This window comes from Streptomyces sp. NPDC056224, from assembly GCF_042267665.1.
Lineage (GTDB): Bacteria > Actinomycetota > Actinomycetes > Streptomycetales > Streptomycetaceae > Streptomyces.
In genome coordinates this window covers 82931-97768 of the sequence record NZ_JBHJTK010000011.1, presented here as the reverse complement: position 1 = coordinate 97768, position 14838 = coordinate 82931, and the positions used below count along the sequence as shown (strand labels likewise).

General features: G+C 72.6%; 16 protein-coding genes and 1 pseudogene. 6 read left to right on the top strand and 11 right to left on the bottom strand.

From position 1 onward, the window contains the following. Positions 1-813, top strand: a complete 813-nt coding sequence (locus ACFCZ1_RS16650; protein WP_376678998.1) for an SURF1 family protein — start codon at positions 1-3, stop codon at positions 811-813. A gap of 37 nt (positions 814-850) precedes the next feature. Here ACFCZ1_RS16650 and ACFCZ1_RS16645 read toward each other — a convergent pair whose 3' ends face one another. The 7 genes from ACFCZ1_RS16645 to ACFCZ1_RS16615 all read right to left on the bottom strand — a co-directional run bounded on the left by ACFCZ1_RS16645 (position 851) and on the right by ACFCZ1_RS16615 (position 6987). Continuing rightward, on the bottom strand, positions 851-1924 hold the full coding sequence (locus ACFCZ1_RS16645; RefSeq protein WP_376678997.1) for a hypothetical protein: 1074 nt from the start codon (positions 1922-1924) through the stop codon (positions 851-853). Beyond that, complete coding sequence (locus ACFCZ1_RS16640; RefSeq protein WP_376678996.1) at positions 1921-2724, bottom strand: SigE family RNA polymerase sigma factor; 804 nt, start codon at positions 2722-2724, stop codon at positions 1921-1923. Before ACFCZ1_RS16640 ends, ACFCZ1_RS16645 begins: the two co-directional genes overlap by 4 nt. A 169-nt stretch (positions 2725-2893) precedes the next feature. Continuing rightward, positions 2894-3967, bottom strand: a complete 1074-nt coding sequence (locus tag ACFCZ1_RS16635; RefSeq protein WP_376678995.1) for an aspartate-semialdehyde dehydrogenase — start codon at positions 3965-3967, stop codon at positions 2894-2896. After that, a complete protein-coding gene (locus ACFCZ1_RS16630) occupies positions 3964-5238 on the bottom strand; it encodes an aspartate kinase (RefSeq protein ID WP_376678994.1) in 1275 nt (424 codons plus the stop codon). Before ACFCZ1_RS16630 ends, ACFCZ1_RS16635 begins: the two co-directional genes overlap by 4 nt. A 121-nt stretch (positions 5239-5359) precedes the next feature. Then, positions 5360-6007, bottom strand: a complete 648-nt coding sequence (locus ACFCZ1_RS16625; RefSeq protein WP_376678993.1) for a DUF5063 domain-containing protein — start codon at positions 6005-6007, stop codon at positions 5360-5362. Then, positions 6000-6599 carry a recombination mediator RecR gene (recR, locus tag ACFCZ1_RS16620; RefSeq protein ID WP_030010802.1) on the bottom strand — a complete coding sequence of 200 codons (600 nt, stop codon included), beginning with the start codon at positions 6597-6599 and terminating at the stop codon, positions 6000-6002. Before recR ends, ACFCZ1_RS16625 begins: the two co-directional genes overlap by 8 nt. Positions 6600-6642: 43 nt before the next feature. Next, entirely contained in the window at positions 6643-6987 is a 345-nt protein-coding gene (locus tag ACFCZ1_RS16615) for a YbaB/EbfC family nucleoid-associated protein (protein ID WP_078892798.1), read from the bottom strand. Between the two features lie 268 nt (positions 6988-7255). Between ACFCZ1_RS16615 and ACFCZ1_RS16610 the strand changes: the two genes are divergently transcribed. After that, complete coding sequence (locus ACFCZ1_RS16610; RefSeq protein ID WP_376678992.1) at positions 7256-8002, top strand: SLATT domain-containing protein; 747 nt, start codon at positions 7256-7258, stop codon at positions 8000-8002. Between the two features lie 101 nt (positions 8003-8103). Here the strand turns inward: ACFCZ1_RS16610 and ACFCZ1_RS16605 are convergent, their stop codons facing one another. From ACFCZ1_RS16605 to ACFCZ1_RS16595, 3 genes are all read right to left on the bottom strand, one after another. Continuing rightward, positions 8104-8754, bottom strand: coding sequence for a hypothetical protein (locus ACFCZ1_RS16605; RefSeq protein WP_376678991.1), 651 nt, complete (start codon positions 8752-8754; stop codon positions 8104-8106). A gap of 144 nt (positions 8755-8898) precedes the next feature. After that, positions 8899-9567 (bottom strand): GntR family transcriptional regulator, encoded by a 669-nt coding sequence (locus ACFCZ1_RS16600; protein ID WP_376678990.1) that lies wholly within the window; start codon positions 9565-9567, stop codon positions 8899-8901. A 146-nt stretch (positions 9568-9713) separates the two neighbouring features. Beyond that, positions 9714-11081 carry an aspartate aminotransferase family protein gene (locus tag ACFCZ1_RS16595; RefSeq protein WP_376678989.1) on the bottom strand — a complete coding sequence of 456 codons (1368 nt, stop codon included), beginning with the start codon at positions 11079-11081 and terminating at the stop codon, positions 9714-9716. Positions 11082-11301: 220 nt separating this feature from the next. Between ACFCZ1_RS16595 and ACFCZ1_RS16590 the strand changes: the two genes are divergently transcribed. From ACFCZ1_RS16590 to ACFCZ1_RS16575, 4 genes and pseudogenes are all read left to right on the top strand, one after another. Continuing rightward, positions 11302-11931, top strand: coding sequence for a DJ-1/PfpI family protein (locus ACFCZ1_RS16590; RefSeq protein WP_376678988.1), 630 nt, complete (start codon positions 11302-11304; stop codon positions 11929-11931). Further along, a pseudogene (locus tag ACFCZ1_RS16585) lies at positions 11924-12373 on the top strand (MarR family winged helix-turn-helix transcriptional regulator); the annotation flags it as partial. The gene ACFCZ1_RS16590 and the pseudogene ACFCZ1_RS16585, both read left to right, overlap by 8 nt. Before the next feature lie 740 nt (positions 12374-13113). Further along, complete coding sequence (locus ACFCZ1_RS16580) at positions 13114-13503, top strand: nuclear transport factor 2 family protein (protein WP_376678987.1); 390 nt, start codon at positions 13114-13116, stop codon at positions 13501-13503. A gap of 5 nt (positions 13504-13508) precedes the next feature. Continuing rightward, the gene (locus tag ACFCZ1_RS16575; protein WP_376678986.1) at positions 13509-14174 is read left to right on the top strand and encodes a LysE family translocator; all 666 of its coding nucleotides are present in this window, start codon (positions 13509-13511) and stop codon (positions 14172-14174) included. A gap of 13 nt (positions 14175-14187) precedes the next feature. On the opposite strand, the gene ACFCZ1_RS16570 is transcribed toward ACFCZ1_RS16575, so the two are convergent. Next, positions 14188-14682, bottom strand: a complete 495-nt coding sequence (locus ACFCZ1_RS16570; protein WP_376678985.1) for an HIT family protein — start codon at positions 14680-14682, stop codon at positions 14188-14190. Positions 14683-14838: the final 156 nt, after the last annotated feature.

Below are 14838 nucleotides of genomic sequence, written 5' to 3'. Positions count from 1 at the left end.
GTGCACCGGTTTCTCCTGACCCCGCGCTGGTGGGGGATCAACGTCTTCGTCGCGCTCGCCGTCCCCTTCTGCCTGTTCATGGGGTCCTGGCAGCTCGGCCGGTTCGAGGACCGCGTCGACAGCCACCGGGAGGCGACGGCCGAGCGGCCCGCCGACCAGGGGCCCGAGCCGCTGGAATCGCTCCTCCCGGTGGACAAGAGGACCTCCGGAAGGCTCGCCTCCGCCTCCGGTGAGTACGGCGAACAGCTGCTGGTCCCCGAGCGGCGCCTGGACGGAGCGACCGGCTTCTACGTGCTGACCCTGCTGAAGACCGACTCCGGCAAGGCCGTTCCGGTGGTTCGGGGCTGGCTGCCGGGGGCGGCCGACCCGGCGAAGGCCCCGGCCGCGCCGGCCGGCCGGGTCGAGGTCACCGGCGCGCTCCAGGCCTCGGAGAACTCCGGCACGAAGGGCGTCCACGCCCAGGGCGGTCTCCCGGCGGGGCAGCTCGGGGTGATCGGGGCCGCCTCGCTGGTCAACCTCGTCCCGTACGACGTGTACGACGCCTGGCTGACCGTGCAGGCCCCCTCCGACGGGCTGACCCCGGTCCCCGCGCAGGCCCCGAACGGCACCGGGCTCGACCTGAAGGCCTTCCAGAACCTCGGCTACACCGGCGAGTGGTTCGTCTTCGTCGCCTTCGTGCTCTTCATGTGGCTCCGCCTCTACCGCCGCGAGATCGAGACGCTCCGCGACACGGAGGCGGGTCTCCTCCCGGCAGAGACGGCAGAGACGGCGGAGACGGCGGAGACGGCGGAGACGGCACCGAAGACGGCCTAGCCCAGCCGTCGCGGCCCGCCGCCCGCCGCCCGCCCGGCTACGGCTTGGGCGCGTCCACCGGGATCGGCCCCGTGCGGTACACCGTCCCCGTGCACGCCTCGGGGATCGTCGTCTGCGTCGTCGGGGACCCCGCCTGCGGGGTGTGGGACACCGCCACGCCCGCGGCTGCGGGAGCCGTGGCGTCCGTCCGCGGTTCGGGCGCATCCGCCGAGGTCCCGGAGACCCCCACCGCGTCGCCGGACTGGCCCGGCGGCTTCGTGTCCGTCCCCTGGCTGGACGCGGTGCACGGCTCGCCCGACGGCACGAACGCGAACTGGACCTCGTACGCCGTGTTCGGCTGGAGCACGAGCACCGGCGCCTCCGCCGACGGATCGGCCAGCAGCCCGCTCGCCGGGTCACCCGCCGTGTGGCCGACCACGCTGACCCGGGCGCCCGCTCCGGCCGCCGTACCGGGCGCGGCGGCCGCCGTCATGCTGTCCGGGCCGGTGACGGTGCAGCCCTGCGCCGAGACGTTCGTGACCTTGAAACTGCCGTACACCTTGCCGTCGGCCCGCGGGGCGCGGGCCGAACCCACCACCCCCAGCTGCTCGGCGCCGCATCCGGGCGCCGCCGGTGCGGAAGCGGGCGGCTGCGGGCCCGTACCCGCCACGGGAGCCGGGCCGGCGCCGGTCGGGCCGGCCGTCACCCCACCGTCCGGGACGCCGCCCGCCGTCGGGTCCGGCTGCCCGGTGGCGCCGCTCGCGTCGTGGGTGCCCGGGGTGGAGCGGGTGGCCCTGGGATGCGCCCCGGCGCCGTTCTGGTGCGGGTCGGACGGCACGGCGGCCGGTTTCCCGCCGGGCTCCCCGTGCCCGGCCATGGCCGAGTGGTCGCCGGCGGCGCCTTCGGCGGCTGTCATGTGCAGTGCGGCGGGGATCGCCGTACCGGCGAGCAGGGCCACGGCCGCGGCGCCGAGGCAGACCTGCCGCTTGAGGGTCCGGCGCGCGGGGACGGCGCACCGCAGCCGCTCCAGCGCGCCCTCGGAGGGCTCCAGGCCCTCGACGGCCCCGCGCAGCAGGCCCCGCAGCGCCTGCTCCTCGCTCGCCCCGGCCGGCGGAGTGTGGTCGTCCATCATGACTGCGCAGCCTCCATCGCCACCCGCAGCGCGGCAATGCCCCGCGATCCGTACGCCTTCACCGAGCCGAGCGACACCCCGAGCGTCTCGGCGACCTGGGCTTCCGTCATGTCCGCGAAGTAACGCAGCACGAGCACCTCTCGCTGGCGGCGCTGGAGTGCGCGCATCGCCTTGATCAGATCGTCCCGCTCCAGCTGGTCGTACGCGCCTTCCTCGGCGCTCGCCATGTCCGGCATCGGCTTGGAGAGCAGCTTGAGGCCGAGGATGCGCCGGCGCAGGGCGGACCGGGAGAGGTTCACGACGGTCTGGCGCAGGTACGCCAGCGTCTTGTCGCGGTCGCGCACCCGGTTCCGGGCCGAGTGCACGCGGATGAACGCCTCCTGGACCACGTCCTCGCAGGAGGCGGTGTCGTCGAGGAGCAGTGCGGCGAGGCCCAGGAGCGAGCGGTAGTGCGCCTGGTAGGTCTCCGTGAGGTGGTCGACGGTGGTGCCGGCCACGACCTCGGCCGCCGGCTCCGTCACCGCCTCGGCCGTGGCCTCGGTCTCGGCCTCGGTCTCGGCCGCCGGAGCCTGGGACGTCTCGCTCCTGCCGCTCACGGCCTCGTCGGCGCTGTCACGCGGCGCGGGCACGCGGCCGCCCGGGGTCGGTACGGCGGCCCGCACGGGCGCCTCGGACGACCCCGTCGGCTGGCCGGGAACGATCACGGGAAGACCGCCGCCGGGCGCACGGCAACTCCGGCGCGGCGGGACGATCCCGATGCGTGCCGGTACGACGGCCAGTTCGAGCAGTGCCTCTGCCACGCCTGTAGGACACGCGTCCCCCCGTCAGGGTTGTACGCGCGAGGCAGCCTCACCAGCCATATCCCCATTGCCCTCATGCGTACCCGCTCTTCCTGATTGCCCCGTCTTTCGAGACGGCAGGCGGGCCATCACCTTGATCTAGGGACCAGCACCGATCCTACAAAGCGAATTACGCAAATTCACCCGCGATCAGTTCCGCGATCTGCGTGGCATTCAGGGCCGCTCCCTTGCGGAGATTGTCGGCGCACACGAAGAACTCCAGGGAGCGCCGGTCGTCGAGCGAGGCCCGCACCCGTCCCACCCAGGCCGGATCCGTGCCGGCGGCGTCCGCCGGCGTCGGGAACTCCCCCGCCGCCGGGTCGTCCACGAGGACCACGCCGGGCGCGGCCTCCAGGATCTCCCGGGTGTGCGGGGCGTCCACCTCGCGCTCGAACCGGGCCCGCACGGTCAGGGAATGCCCGGTCACCACCGGCACCTGTACGCAGGTCACGGAGACCGGCAGCCCGGCCAGGTCCAGGATCCGGCGGGTCTCCGCCCGTACGGCCAGCTCGTGCGAGGACCAGCCGTCCTCGCGCAGCTCACCGGACCACGGCACGACGTTGAGCGCCAGCGGAGCCGCGAAGGGCCCGGTGTCCTCGCCCACCGCGCGGCGGACGTCCCCGGGCTGCTCCCCGAGGGAGGTCCCGGCGACCAGCGACAGCTGGCGGCGCAGCACCTCGGAGCCGGCCCGGCCCGCGGCGCCCGCGGCCTGGTACGAGGAGACGGCCAGCTCGGCCAGGGAGTACTCGGCGTGCAGCGCGCCGAGGGCCGCGATCATCGCGGCGGTCACGCAGTCGGGGCCGGCGACGATGCCGCGCGGGCGCGTCCGTACGGCGTGCCCGTTGACCTCGGGCACCACCAGCGGCACCTCGGGGTCTTCCCGGAAGGCCGCGGACTGGTCCACGACGACGGCCCCGCGCGTGGTGACGACGGGGGCCCAGCGGGCCGACACCTCGGCCGGGGTGAGGAAGATCGCGACGTCGCCCGGCCCGAAGCCGTGGAAGGCGTCCTCGGTGAGGGCGATCACCTCGCTCTCCTCCGCGCGGACGGCCAGCACCCGGCCGGCCGAGCGCGCGGAGGCGATCAGGCGTATGTCGCCCCAGACGTCCGCCCGCTGGGACAGGATCTGGAGCAGGACGGAGCCGACGGCTCCGGTCGCCCCGACCACGGCGAGCGCCGGGCCGGAGGACCGGGCACGGGTCATCGTCCGGTGCCTCCGTAGACGACGGCCTCGTCGCTGTCGGAGTCGAGGCCGAAGGCCGTGTGCACGGCGCGGACGGCCTCGTTGACGTCGTCCTGGCGGGTCACGACCGAGATGCGGATCTCCGAGGTGGAGATCAGCTCGATGTTGACGCCCGCGTCGGACAGCGCCTGGAAGAAGGAGGCGGTGACGCCCGGGTTCGTCTTCATGCCGGCGCCGACCAGGGAGATCTTGCCGATCTGGTCGTCGTAGCGCAGGGACTCGAAGCCGATCGCACCCTTCGCCTTCTCCAGGGCGTCGATGGCCTTGTGGCCCTCGGTCTTGGGGAGCGTGAAGGAGATGTCGGTGAGGCCCGTAGAGGCCGCAGAGACGTTCTGCACGATCATGTCGATGTTGATCTCGGCGTCCGCGATGGCGCGGAAGATCGCCGCGGCCTCACCCGGCTTGTCCGGGACGCCGACGACCGTGATCTTGGCTTCGGAGACGTCGTGAGCGACTCCGGAGATGATGGCGTGCTCCACCTGCTCGTCCCCTTGAGGCTGTTCGTTGCTGACCCAGGTTCCGCGCAGTCCCGAGAAGGACGAGCGGACGTGGATCGGGATGTTGTATCGGCGTGCGTACTCGACACAGCGGTGCAGCAGCACCTTGGAACCGGAGGCGGCGAGCTCCAGCATGTCCTCGGAGGAGATCCAGTCGATCTTCTTCGCCTTCTTCACGACGCGGGGGTCCGCGGTGAAGACGCCGTCGACGTCGGTGTAGATCTCGCAGACCTCGGCGTCCAGCGCCGCGGCCAGCGCGACGGCGGTGGTGTCCGAGCCGCCGCGGCCGAGGGTGGTGATGTCCTTGGAGTCCGCGGACACGCCCTGGAAGCCGGCGACGATGGCGATGTTGCCCTCGTCCAGCGCGGTGCGGATACGGCCCGGCGTGACATCGATGATGCGCGCTTTGTTGTGGACCGAGTCGGTGATCACGCCTGCCTGGCTGCCGGTGAACGACTGGGCCTCGTGGCCCAGGTTTTTGATCGCCATGGCCAGCAGGGCCATGGAGATCCGCTCTCCGGCGGTCAGCAGCATGTCGAACTCACGCCCGGCAGGCATCGGGGATACCTGCTCGGCGAGATCGATCAGCTCGTCCGTCGTGTCGCCCATCGCGGAAACCACGACGACCACCTGGTGGCCGTTCTTCTTGGCGTCCACGATCCGCTTGGCGACGCGCTTGATGCCCTCGGCATCGGCTACGGAGGAGCCTCCGTACTTCTGCACGACAAGGCCCACGTGCGCTCCTCGCTCGGTCCGTCTCATTGCTGGTGCAGTCTAACGAGCGGCCGCGATCCGACCGCTTCGTACCACATCATGAGACGAAAAGATCACAGCATACGTTCCCCCGCCGGGGCCCTCAGGCGCGGCCGAGTCCGCCGAGCTCCTCGGCCATGACCTGTCCGGCCTGCTCCGCGAGGTCGTCCTCGGCCAGGTCCTCGTCCGTGTCCAGGCCGTCCAGGGCCGCCAGCGGCTGGTCCATGCGTACGTGGGCCACCAGCGACTGCAGGGCGCGCAGGGTGGCGGAGGCCGTCGGGCCCCAGTTGGTGAAGTACGAGAACTGCCACCACCACAGCGCCTCGGTGGTCCGGCCCGCCCGGTAGTGGGCCAGGCCGTGCCGAAGGTCCGCCACCACGTCGGCCACGTCGTCGGAGATCCGGTGCGCGACCGGGGCCTTGCGCGGCTCGTACGGGTCGAAGACCTCGGAGTACACGTCGACCGGCTCCAGCATGTACGCGAACCGCTCGCGCAGCTCGTCGACGTCCGGCTCGGGGCCCAGGTCGGGCTCGTAGCGCTCGTCGGGCAGCACGTCCTGGTACGCGCCCAGCCGGCCGCCCGCCAGCAGCAGCTGGGAGACCTCCAGGAGGAGGAAGGGCACCGCGCTGTCCGGGTCCTCGCCCTTGGCCACCTCGGTGACCGCGACGATGAAGGACTCGATCTGGTCCGCGATCTGGACGGCGAAGTCGTCCGGGTCCTGTCCCAGGGCGTGCAGCGTTGCGTCAGACATCGAGAAGTCGCCTTCCTTCAAAGGCCCGCCCGAGCGTGACCTCGTCCGCGTACTCCAGATCTCCCCCGACGGGGAGCCCGCTGGCCAGGCGGGTGACCTTCAGGCCCATGGGCTTGATCATGCGGGCGAGGTACGTGGCGGTCGCCTCGCCCTCCAGGTTCGGGTCGGTGGCCAGGATCAGCTCGGTCACCTCGCCGTCCGCCAGACGCGCCAGCAGCTCGCGGATGCGCAGGTCGTCGGGGCCGACGCCCTCGATCGGGCTGATCGCGCCGCCGAGGACGTGGTACTTGCCCCGGAACTCGCGGGTGCGCTCGATCGCGACGACGTCCTTCGGCTCCTCCACGACACAGATGACCGTCGTGTCGCGGCGCGGGTCACGGCAGATGCCGCACCGCTCCTCCTGCGCCACGTTCCCGCACACCGCGCAGAACCGGACCTTGTCCTTCACCTCGAGCAGCGCGTGCGCGAGGCGGCGGACGTCGGTGGGCTCGGCCTGCAGGATGTGGAAGGCGATCCGCTGCGCGCTCTTGGGCCCGACGCCGGGCAGCCTGCCCAGTTCGTCGATCAGGTCCTGGACCACGCCTTCGTACAACGGACTGCCTTCTTTCGGTTTTCGGTGCGGATGCGGGAGGGGGCTAGAACGGGAGGCCGGGGATGCCGCTGCCGCCGCCCAGGCCCTGGGCGAGCGGGCCCAGCTTCTGCTGCTGGAGCGCCTGGGCGTTCTCGTTGGCCGCCTGGACCGCCGCGACCACCAGGTCGGCGAGCGTCTCCGTGTCCTCGGGGTCGACGGCCTTCGGGTCGATCACCAGGGCGCGCAGCTCACCGGAACCGGTGACGGTGGCCTTGACCAGACCGCCGCCGGCCTGGCCCTCGACCTCGGCCTGGGCGAGCTCCTCCTGGGCCGCGGCGAGGTCCTGCTGCATCTTCTGGGCCTGCTGGAGCAGCTGCTGCATGTTGGGCTGGCCACCACCGGGAATCACAGGTCACTCACTCCGTACAGTCGGGACGCTGGGTCGGGACGCTTGGTCAATCCGAGCCTACGTGCTCCCCGGGCGCTGCGCCCTACGCCGTGAGGACCAACTCTTTCGAGTGAGACCAGGGGCGTGCGCGTACCTGCTGGAGCCCTCCGTGCGAGCGGAAATCCGGGGATTCGTTGTCCATCGCGTGTCATTCGAAGGTAGGAAGAGCATGCGCACCATTGCGCACACGCGCACCACCACACGTCAGCGCAGGCAGAGGGAGTGCCGGGTGAGCCAGCCGGAGATGCAGCCCGAGGGGCCACCCCGGGATCCCCGGGAGGAAGGCGGCGGGCCGATGGCGGCCGGCGATCTGACCGGCCGGCCGTTCCCCCTCGGGGACTGGGGCGAGCCCGCCGAGCGCCTCGACGAGCTCTACCGCCGGGTCGAGGACGACGCGCTGCGCACGGCCGAGTGGTATCTGTCCGACCGGGCGTGGAAGCGCCGGGGCGCGCGGGTCCTACGCGCCGGAGCGGCATTCGGCGCCGTCACGGGCGCTGCCATGCCGCTGCTGGAGCTGACGGGCTCGGCGCCGGGCGCGACGGCGTACGGGTTCCTCGCGCTGCTGCTGGGCGCGGCCTGCCTGGGCTGCGACCGATTCTTCGGCCTGACCTCCGGCTGGATGCGGGACGTCGCCACCGCGCAGGCGGTCCAGCGCCGGCTCCAGACGCTCCAGTTCGACTGGGCCTCGGAGAACGTGCGGGAGGTGCTCGGCCCGACGGAGGGCACGGCGAGCGAGGCCGCCGAGCGCTGCCTCACGGTGCTGCGGCGCTTCTCGGAGGACGTGACCGAGCTGGTCCGCTCCGAGACGGCGGAGTGGATGGTGGAGTTCAGCTCCGGCCCCGCGCCGCTGGTGATGCAGTCCCTGGGGGCCGCCGGCGCCCGCTCGGACGCGTACGTCCCTCCGGCCCGCTTCCCCCTCCCCCCGGGCACCCGCCCGAACATGCCCCGCCAGCGCCCGCCGGAACAGCCCCGCTGACCTGGGGCCGGGCGTTCGGACCCGCCCCGGGACACGGAGAAGGGGCGGGGCGGGGAGCGGCTGCGCGCAGCGGCCCCGGCGCCCCGCCCCCGGGGACCGGCTCAGCTGAAGATGATCATCGAGCCCTGGCCGAGGCTCCGGGTCGCGGCCGCGTGCAGCCCCAGCCAGACGTGCCGCTCGCGCGCGAAGGGGCTGTCGTCGTACGGGATCGGCCCCGCGGGCTCCTCCAGCGACGTCGGCCGCCCCGGCGGAGCCGGCGCCGCGGGCGGGTTCGCCGGGTCTATCCCGATCGCCGGGGCCACGAAGGACAGCTCCCGCAGCAGCCCCTGCGCGGACCCCAGCGGACCCCCGCCGGCCAGCAGCTCCTCGTTCGCCAGCGGCGCCGCGAAGTCCACGGGAACGTACGCCCCGGCGTGGTCGTAGTGCCACACCAGGTGCGACTGCTGCGCCGTGGGCTCGAACATCTCCAGCAGCTGCTCGTAGTCCCCGCCCAGCTCGTCCACCGGCGTCACCGGCAGCCCGCAGATCTGGAGCAGGTACGCCCGGCGGAGGAAGTGCAGGGCGTCGTAGTCGAAGCCCGCGACGGGGGCGACGTCCCCGCTCAGGCCCGGCATGTAGGCGAACACGGGCACGGACGGCAGTCCGGCCTCGCCCAGCGCCTTGTCGTACGAGGCGATCTCTTCCGCGAACGGATTGTCGGGGCTGTGGCACAGCACGTCGACAAGGGGGACCAGCCACAGGTCACAGGCCACGCGGGCTCCGATCAGTCGTTGTCGCCGATCCGGCCAGAGTAGTGGGCCGAACACCCTCCGCGAAGGGATGCGCAGAACCCGGTCCACAGCGGGTGACGCCATGGGCACGACAGGGGGCCGCTCCGCCCCGGTCAGGGGCGGTCGCTACAGTCCGGCGGCCCAGGCCAGGGCGTGCTGGTTGTAGCCCCGCACGATGCTCCGCACGGCGTCCCCGTCCGCGAGGGTCACCGCGTCCACCAGGTCGCTGTGCCCGTCCCACAGCGCCGCACGCAGCTGCTGCGGATCGCGCTGGAGGTGGGGTACGGCGAAGACCCAGCACTGCACGCGGATGCGGTGCAGGAACTCGGAGATGTAGGTGTTGCCGACCAGCCCGCTCAGCTCCCGCCAGAAGCGGAGGTCGTAGCCGATCAGCACTTCGAGCGATCCGCTCTGCGCGGCCCGCCGCGCCTCCTCGGCGCGGCGGCGCACCGACACCAGCGTCTCGCCGGAGCCGACGTCGGTGCCGCGCTCGGCGAGCCGGCGGAAGATCCCGTCCACGACCAGCGCGCGGGCCTCGATCATTCCGCGGAAGTCGTCCACGGAGAAGATCCGCACGCGGAAGCCCCGGTGCTGGACCAGTTCGAGCAGCCCCTGGGCCGAGAGGTCGACGAGCGCCTCGCGGACCGGGGTCGCGGAGACCTCGTACTGCTCGGCGATCTGCTTGACGGTGAACTCGGTTCCCGGCGGCAGGCGCCCCGCGAGCACCTCGTCACGCAGCGCGTCCGCTATCTGCTGGCGAAGTGTGTTGCGGGTGACAGCTCCGCTGCCTGACATAGGGGTCCGTCTCCTCTGTAGAACTCCGGACACCATAGGCCAGGCAGCGCGGCCGAAATAGAGCGGTTGAAGATCGATATGCGGATTCAGTGCCCGTTATACGGACGGAAACCGGCCACCTGCGGCAATGCGGGGAGGCCGGGCCCTTATCCGGCCGCGGCGGTGGTGTGCCGGTCGGCGACCGTCAGCGCCTCGTCGAGCAGAGCCAGACCCTCCTTCGCCTCCGCCTCCGTGATGGTGCACGGCGGGACGACGTGGGTGCGGTTCATGTTGACGAAGGGCCACAGGCCGGACGCCTTGCAGGCCGCCGCGAACTCGGCCATCGGCGTGTTGGCCGCTCCCGCCGCGTTGTAGGGGACGAGGGGCTCCCGCGTCTCCTTGTCCCGTACGAGCTCCAGCGCCCAGAAGGTGCCGAGCCCCCGGACCTCGCCGACGGAGGGGTGGCGCTCGGCGATCTCGGCGAGCCCCGGGCCGATCACGTCCTCGCCGAGGCGGGCGGCGTTCTCGACGACGCCCTCCTCCTCCATCGTGTTGATCGTCGCGACGGCGGCGGCGCAGGCCAGGGGGTGACCGGAGTACGTGAGTCCGCCCGGGTAGGGGCGTGTGGCGAAGGTCTCGGCGATCGCGGCGGAGATGGCGACACCGCCGAGCGGCACGTACCCGCTGTTCACGCCCTTGGCGAAGGTGATCAGGTCGGGGGTGACGTCCCAGTGGTCGGCGGCGAACCACCGGCCGGTGCGGCCGAAGCCGGACATGACCTCGTCCAGGATGAAGACGATGCCGTGGCGGTCGCAGAGTTCGCGCACGCCCGCGAGGTAGCCGGGCGGCGGAGTCATGATGCCCGCGGTGCCGGGCACGCTCTCCAGGATGATCGCCGCGATGGTCTGCGGCCCCTCGAAGGCGATGGTGTCGGCGAGGTGGGCGAGGGCGCGGGCGCACTCCTCGGCCTCGGTGGTGGCGTGGAAGGCGGAGCGGTAGAGGTACGGGCCCCAGAAGTGCACGACGCCGGCGGCGGCCGTGTCGGAGGGCCAGCGGCGCGGGTCGCCGGTGAGGTTGATCGCGGCGGCGGTGGCGCCGTGGTACGAGCGGTAGGTGGACAGCACCTTCTGCCGACCGGTGTGCAGACGGGCCATGCGGACGGCGTTCTCGACGGCCTCGGCGCCGCCGTTGGTGAAGAAGATCTTGTCCAGGTCGCCGGGGGTCCGCTCGGCGATGAGGCGTGCGGCCTCCGAGCGGACGTCGACGGCGAAGCCGGGCGCGAGGGTGCAGAGCCGGGCCGCCTGCTCCTGGATCGCGGCGACGACCTTGGGGTGCTGGTGGCCGATGTTGGTGTTGACCAGCTGGGAGGAGAAGTCGAGGTAGCGCTTGCCGTCGTAGTCCCAGAAGTACGACCCCTCGGCCCCGGCGACGGCGAGGGGGTCGATCAGGGCCTGGGCGGACCAGGAGTGGAAGACGTGCTTGCGGTCGGCGTCCTTCACCGCGGCGAGGGTGTGCGAGGCGACATGAGGGGTCATGGCCTCACGCTAGAAGTGCGCAGGTGGGAAGGGATATCGGCGGACTGTATGGGGGTGGGGGGCCGGTCTCGGCAGTCTGTCGTTGCGCGGGGGCCGTCCGGGACGTCCGGGGCGTCCCGGACGTCCGGGACCCTCGGTGATTGACAGCATGCTGCCGACATGACAGCTTGTTGTCATAGAGCTTGGCCTGGACGTCGGATCCCACCCGGAGGCGATCACCATGAGCGAGACCCCGCGCAAGCCCGTCCACCTCGCGGTCTACGACACGTACGCGGACTGGGAGACCGGCCACACCACCGCGCACCTGACCCAGCGCGGCCATCGGATCCGCACCGTCGCCCTGACCGCCGATCGGCCGGTCACCACCATGGGCGGCGTCCGCATCCAGCCCGACCTGCCCCTGTCCGGACTGCGGCCGCAGGACTCCTCGCTGCTGATCCTCACCGGCGCCTCGCTGTGGGACACGAGCGGGGACCTGGCGCCGTTCGCGGCGAAGGCGAGGGAGTTCCTGGCCGCCGGGGTGCCGGTCGCGGCGATCTGCGGGGCCACGGCCGGCCTCGCCCGGGAGGGTCTGCTGGACGACCGCGCCCACACCGGCGCGGCCTCCTTCTACCTGGCGGAGCAGCCGGGCTACGGCGGCGCCGGGCGGTACGTCGAGGCCGACGCGGTGACGGACGGCGACCTGATCACGGCGGGGCCGACGGAACCGGTGGCCTTCGCCCGCGAGGTCTTCGCGCGCCTGGACGTGTACAAGCCGGACGTCCTGGACGCGTGGTACCGGCTGTTCCACGACTCGGACGCGAGCGCGTACCCGGTGCTGGCGGCGGCGGCGGAGGCGGGCGATGCGTGAGCCCTCGGACCGCGCCCGGCAGGACCTGCTGAGCCGGACCGCGCTCGGGGTGTTCCGGCTGAACGGCCAGTTCCTCTCGGTCTCCGAGGAACTGGCCCGGCCGGCCGGGCTGACGGCCGCGTGGTGGCAGGTACTGGGCGCGGTGCTGCACGAACCGCTGCCGGTCGCGGGCATCGCCAGGGCCATGGGGATCACCCGGCAGAGCGTGCAGCGCATCGCGGACCTGCTCGCCGCGAAGGAACTCGCGGAGTACGTCCCGAACCCGGCGCACCGCAGGGCGAAGCTGCTGCGGCCGACGGAGGCCGGCCGGGCGGCGGTGGCCCGCATCGGGCCGGGCCACGCGTCCTTGGCCACCAGGCTCGCGGAGGAACTGGGCGACGCCGCCTTCGCCGAGACGGTCCGCGTCCTGGAACGCCTCTCGACGGCCCTGGACGCCATGTCCACCCTCCCGGACGCGGATACGGACGCGGACACGGACACGGCCTTGGCGCCGGTCCCGGACCCGGTCCCCGGCGTGGCGCCGGGCTCGGACTCCGCCCCGGACCACGCGGGCCTGGACTTGGACGCGGCCCCGGACCTGGCCCCGGACCCGGTCCCGGTCCCGGCGTCGTCCCCGGACCCTGTCCGGCCGTCCGGCCCCGCCGGGGGCTGAGGCACGCCCGTCCGGCCCCGCGGCGTTCGAGGCGGGGGGCGCCCGGCGCGGCCGACGCCCGCGTACCCGTCGTACCCGCCGGACCCGCAGGCGGAAGCAGGGCCTCCGTCGCGCCCCCGTACCACCTCCACCGCCCTCTTCCTCGCGGTAGCCGCGGCCGTCGCCGCCCTGTCCGCGGGCACGACGTACGCGGTGATGAGCGGTCCCGACGACCCGCGCCCGCCCGTCGGCAGCCCCCGTACGCCCACCACGGCAGCCGCATCGGCCACGACGGCCACCGGGGCGGCCCGTCTCCCCGAGGCGTAGCTCAGCAACTGGCAGGCCACCGCCGGCACCCGGACCTGGCGGCTCACCCTCACCCGCGGCGGGGCCGGCGACCCCGTGATGTCCCTCGCCGTCCAGGACCCCGGCTTCGCCTGCGCCTGGACGGCGCCCCTGTGACCGGCGCCCGGCCGCAGCGATTGTGTCGAAGTCAATAAGCCTGCGAACAGGGCTTGTTACGCGTCGAAGCACCGTCGGAAACTGCCGGGATGGAGCCGTTGAACGTAGTGGCACAACTGTGGGAGCGGATCGGGGCACGCGACTGGGACGGCGTGGCCAAGCTCATCGCCGAGGACGCGGTCATCGAGTGGCCCGTGAGCGGCGAGCGCATCGTGGGGCGGGCCAACTTCATAGCCGTCAACAGCGACGACGGGTACGCCGACGAGAGATCCGTGGAACTACTGCGGATCCTGGCGGACGGCGACCTCGTCGTCACCGAGGTGGAGATACCTCAGGACCACGTGGTCTACCGGGCCGTCTCCCTGTGGACGGTGCGGGACGGGGAGATCGTCGGGGCGCGGGAGTACTGGACCAGCCCCGGCCAGGACCCGGCACCGCGGTGGCGGGCGGGCTACGTGGAACCCCTGGTGGCAGACTGAGCCGCGTGCTCGGCCACCACCTCACCCCGCTGCTCGGCGCGACCGGCGTCCTGGCGCTCCTGACCCTCGTTCCCGGTCCCGACATGGCGGTCGTGACGAAGCGGGCGGTGACCCGGGGGCGCGCCGACGGATTGCGCACCGTCGCCGGGATCGCGGTCGGACTGCTGCTGTGGGGCGCCCTCACCGTGGCGGGCCTGGCCGCGCTGCTCGCCGCGTCGGCGGAGGTGTACCTGGCGGTGAAGCTCGCGGGCGCCGCGTACCTGTGCTGGCTGGGCGTCCAGTCGCTGCGCGGGGAGCCGGGCGCGGAACCGGCCGGTGACCTCGCGGAGCCGGGCGGGACGGGTGGAGCAGGCGGAGTAGGCGGAGCAGGCGGGACTCACAGAGGCGCCTGGCGCACCGGCCTGGTCGCCAACGCCCTCAACCCCAAGATCGCCGTCTTCTACACGGGACTGCTGCCCACCCTCGCCCCGCCCGGCCTTCGCCCGGCGGCGGGCATGACGCTGCTGGTCCTGGTCCACGTGCTGCTGACCGTGGTCTGGCTGGGCACGTACGTGTACGTCCTCTCGCGCGCCCGGCTCTTCTTCGCGCGACCGCGCGTCCGGCGCGCACTGGACCGCGTGACGGGCGTGGTCCTGATCGGCTTCGGCATGCGGGTGGCGACGACGTCCTAGGCGTTGCGACGGCCTAAGTGTGTTGTCCGGACTGGTCGGTGAGGGAGTCCAGTTCCTTCCCGATGGCGGCCCGGAGGCCGTCGTGCCGGTGGCTCAGCGCGTACTGCCCGTCACGCCAGCACTCCTCCTCGTACAACCACACGGGCAGCCGCACGCGGTCGGCGGACTCCCAGTCGTAGCGGGGCCAGATGTGGGTGTGCAGGTACGGGTCGGTGTTGCCCAGGATCTCGATGTTCACGCGGCGAAAGGCGGGGTCGAGCCGTCGGCAGGCCCGCTCGACGGCCTCGGCGAGGCGCTCCAGGTCGCTGAGGTACGCGGTCCTGCGCGCCCGGGGGAGGTCGGAGAGGCGGGTCACGGCGGGGTCGTCGGTCAGCAGCACGGAGTATCCCGGTAGGAACTGCCGGTCCCCGATCACGGCGAAACCGGAGTCGAGGCGGCGCAGGACGGTGGGGTTCTCCCCGCGGTGCGCGCTGCCGATACGGTCGCGACGCCAGTCGGTCTCGGTCATGCCTGGACCCTAACCGGTGAGTGGTTGAGCCGACTTGGGCTTCGTGGCTCTCAAGTAGCCCCCGTCATACCTGAGAGCTACGCGCGAACACGGCTCTGGAGCGTGACGCCGACGAGGGGTCCGGATTTCTAACTTCTGTAGCAGAGAAGGGCGGTG

What these genes read in the sequence shown, in the direction of transcription:
- ACFCZ1_RS16645 (WP_376678997.1), bottom strand. Translation starts at nt 1,924, where the DNA reads ATGATGGACGACCACACTCCGCCGGCCGGGGCGAGCGAGGAGCAGGCG.
- ACFCZ1_RS16635 (WP_376678995.1), bottom strand. Translation starts at nt 3,967, where the DNA reads ATGACCCGTGCCCGGTCCTCCGGCCCGGCGCTCGCCGTGGTCGGGGCG.
- ACFCZ1_RS16625 (WP_376678993.1), bottom strand. Translation starts at nt 6,007, where the DNA reads ATGTCTGACGCAACGCTGCACGCCCTGGGACAGGACCCGGACGACTTC.
- ACFCZ1_RS16600 (WP_376678990.1), bottom strand. Translation starts at nt 9,567, where the DNA reads ATGTCAGGCAGCGGAGCTGTCACCCGCAACACACTTCGCCAGCAGATA.
- ACFCZ1_RS16595 (WP_376678989.1), bottom strand. Translation starts at nt 11,081, where the DNA reads ATGACCCCTCATGTCGCCTCGCACACCCTCGCCGCGGTGAAGGACGCC.
- ACFCZ1_RS16590 (WP_376678988.1), top strand. Translation starts at nt 11,302, where the DNA reads ATGAGCGAGACCCCGCGCAAGCCCGTCCACCTCGCGGTCTACGACACG.
- ACFCZ1_RS16580 (WP_376678987.1), top strand. Translation starts at nt 13,114, where the DNA reads ATGGAGCCGTTGAACGTAGTGGCACAACTGTGGGAGCGGATCGGGGCA.
- ACFCZ1_RS16570 (WP_376678985.1), bottom strand. Translation starts at nt 14,682, where the DNA reads ATGACCGAGACCGACTGGCGTCGCGACCGTATCGGCAGCGCGCACCGC.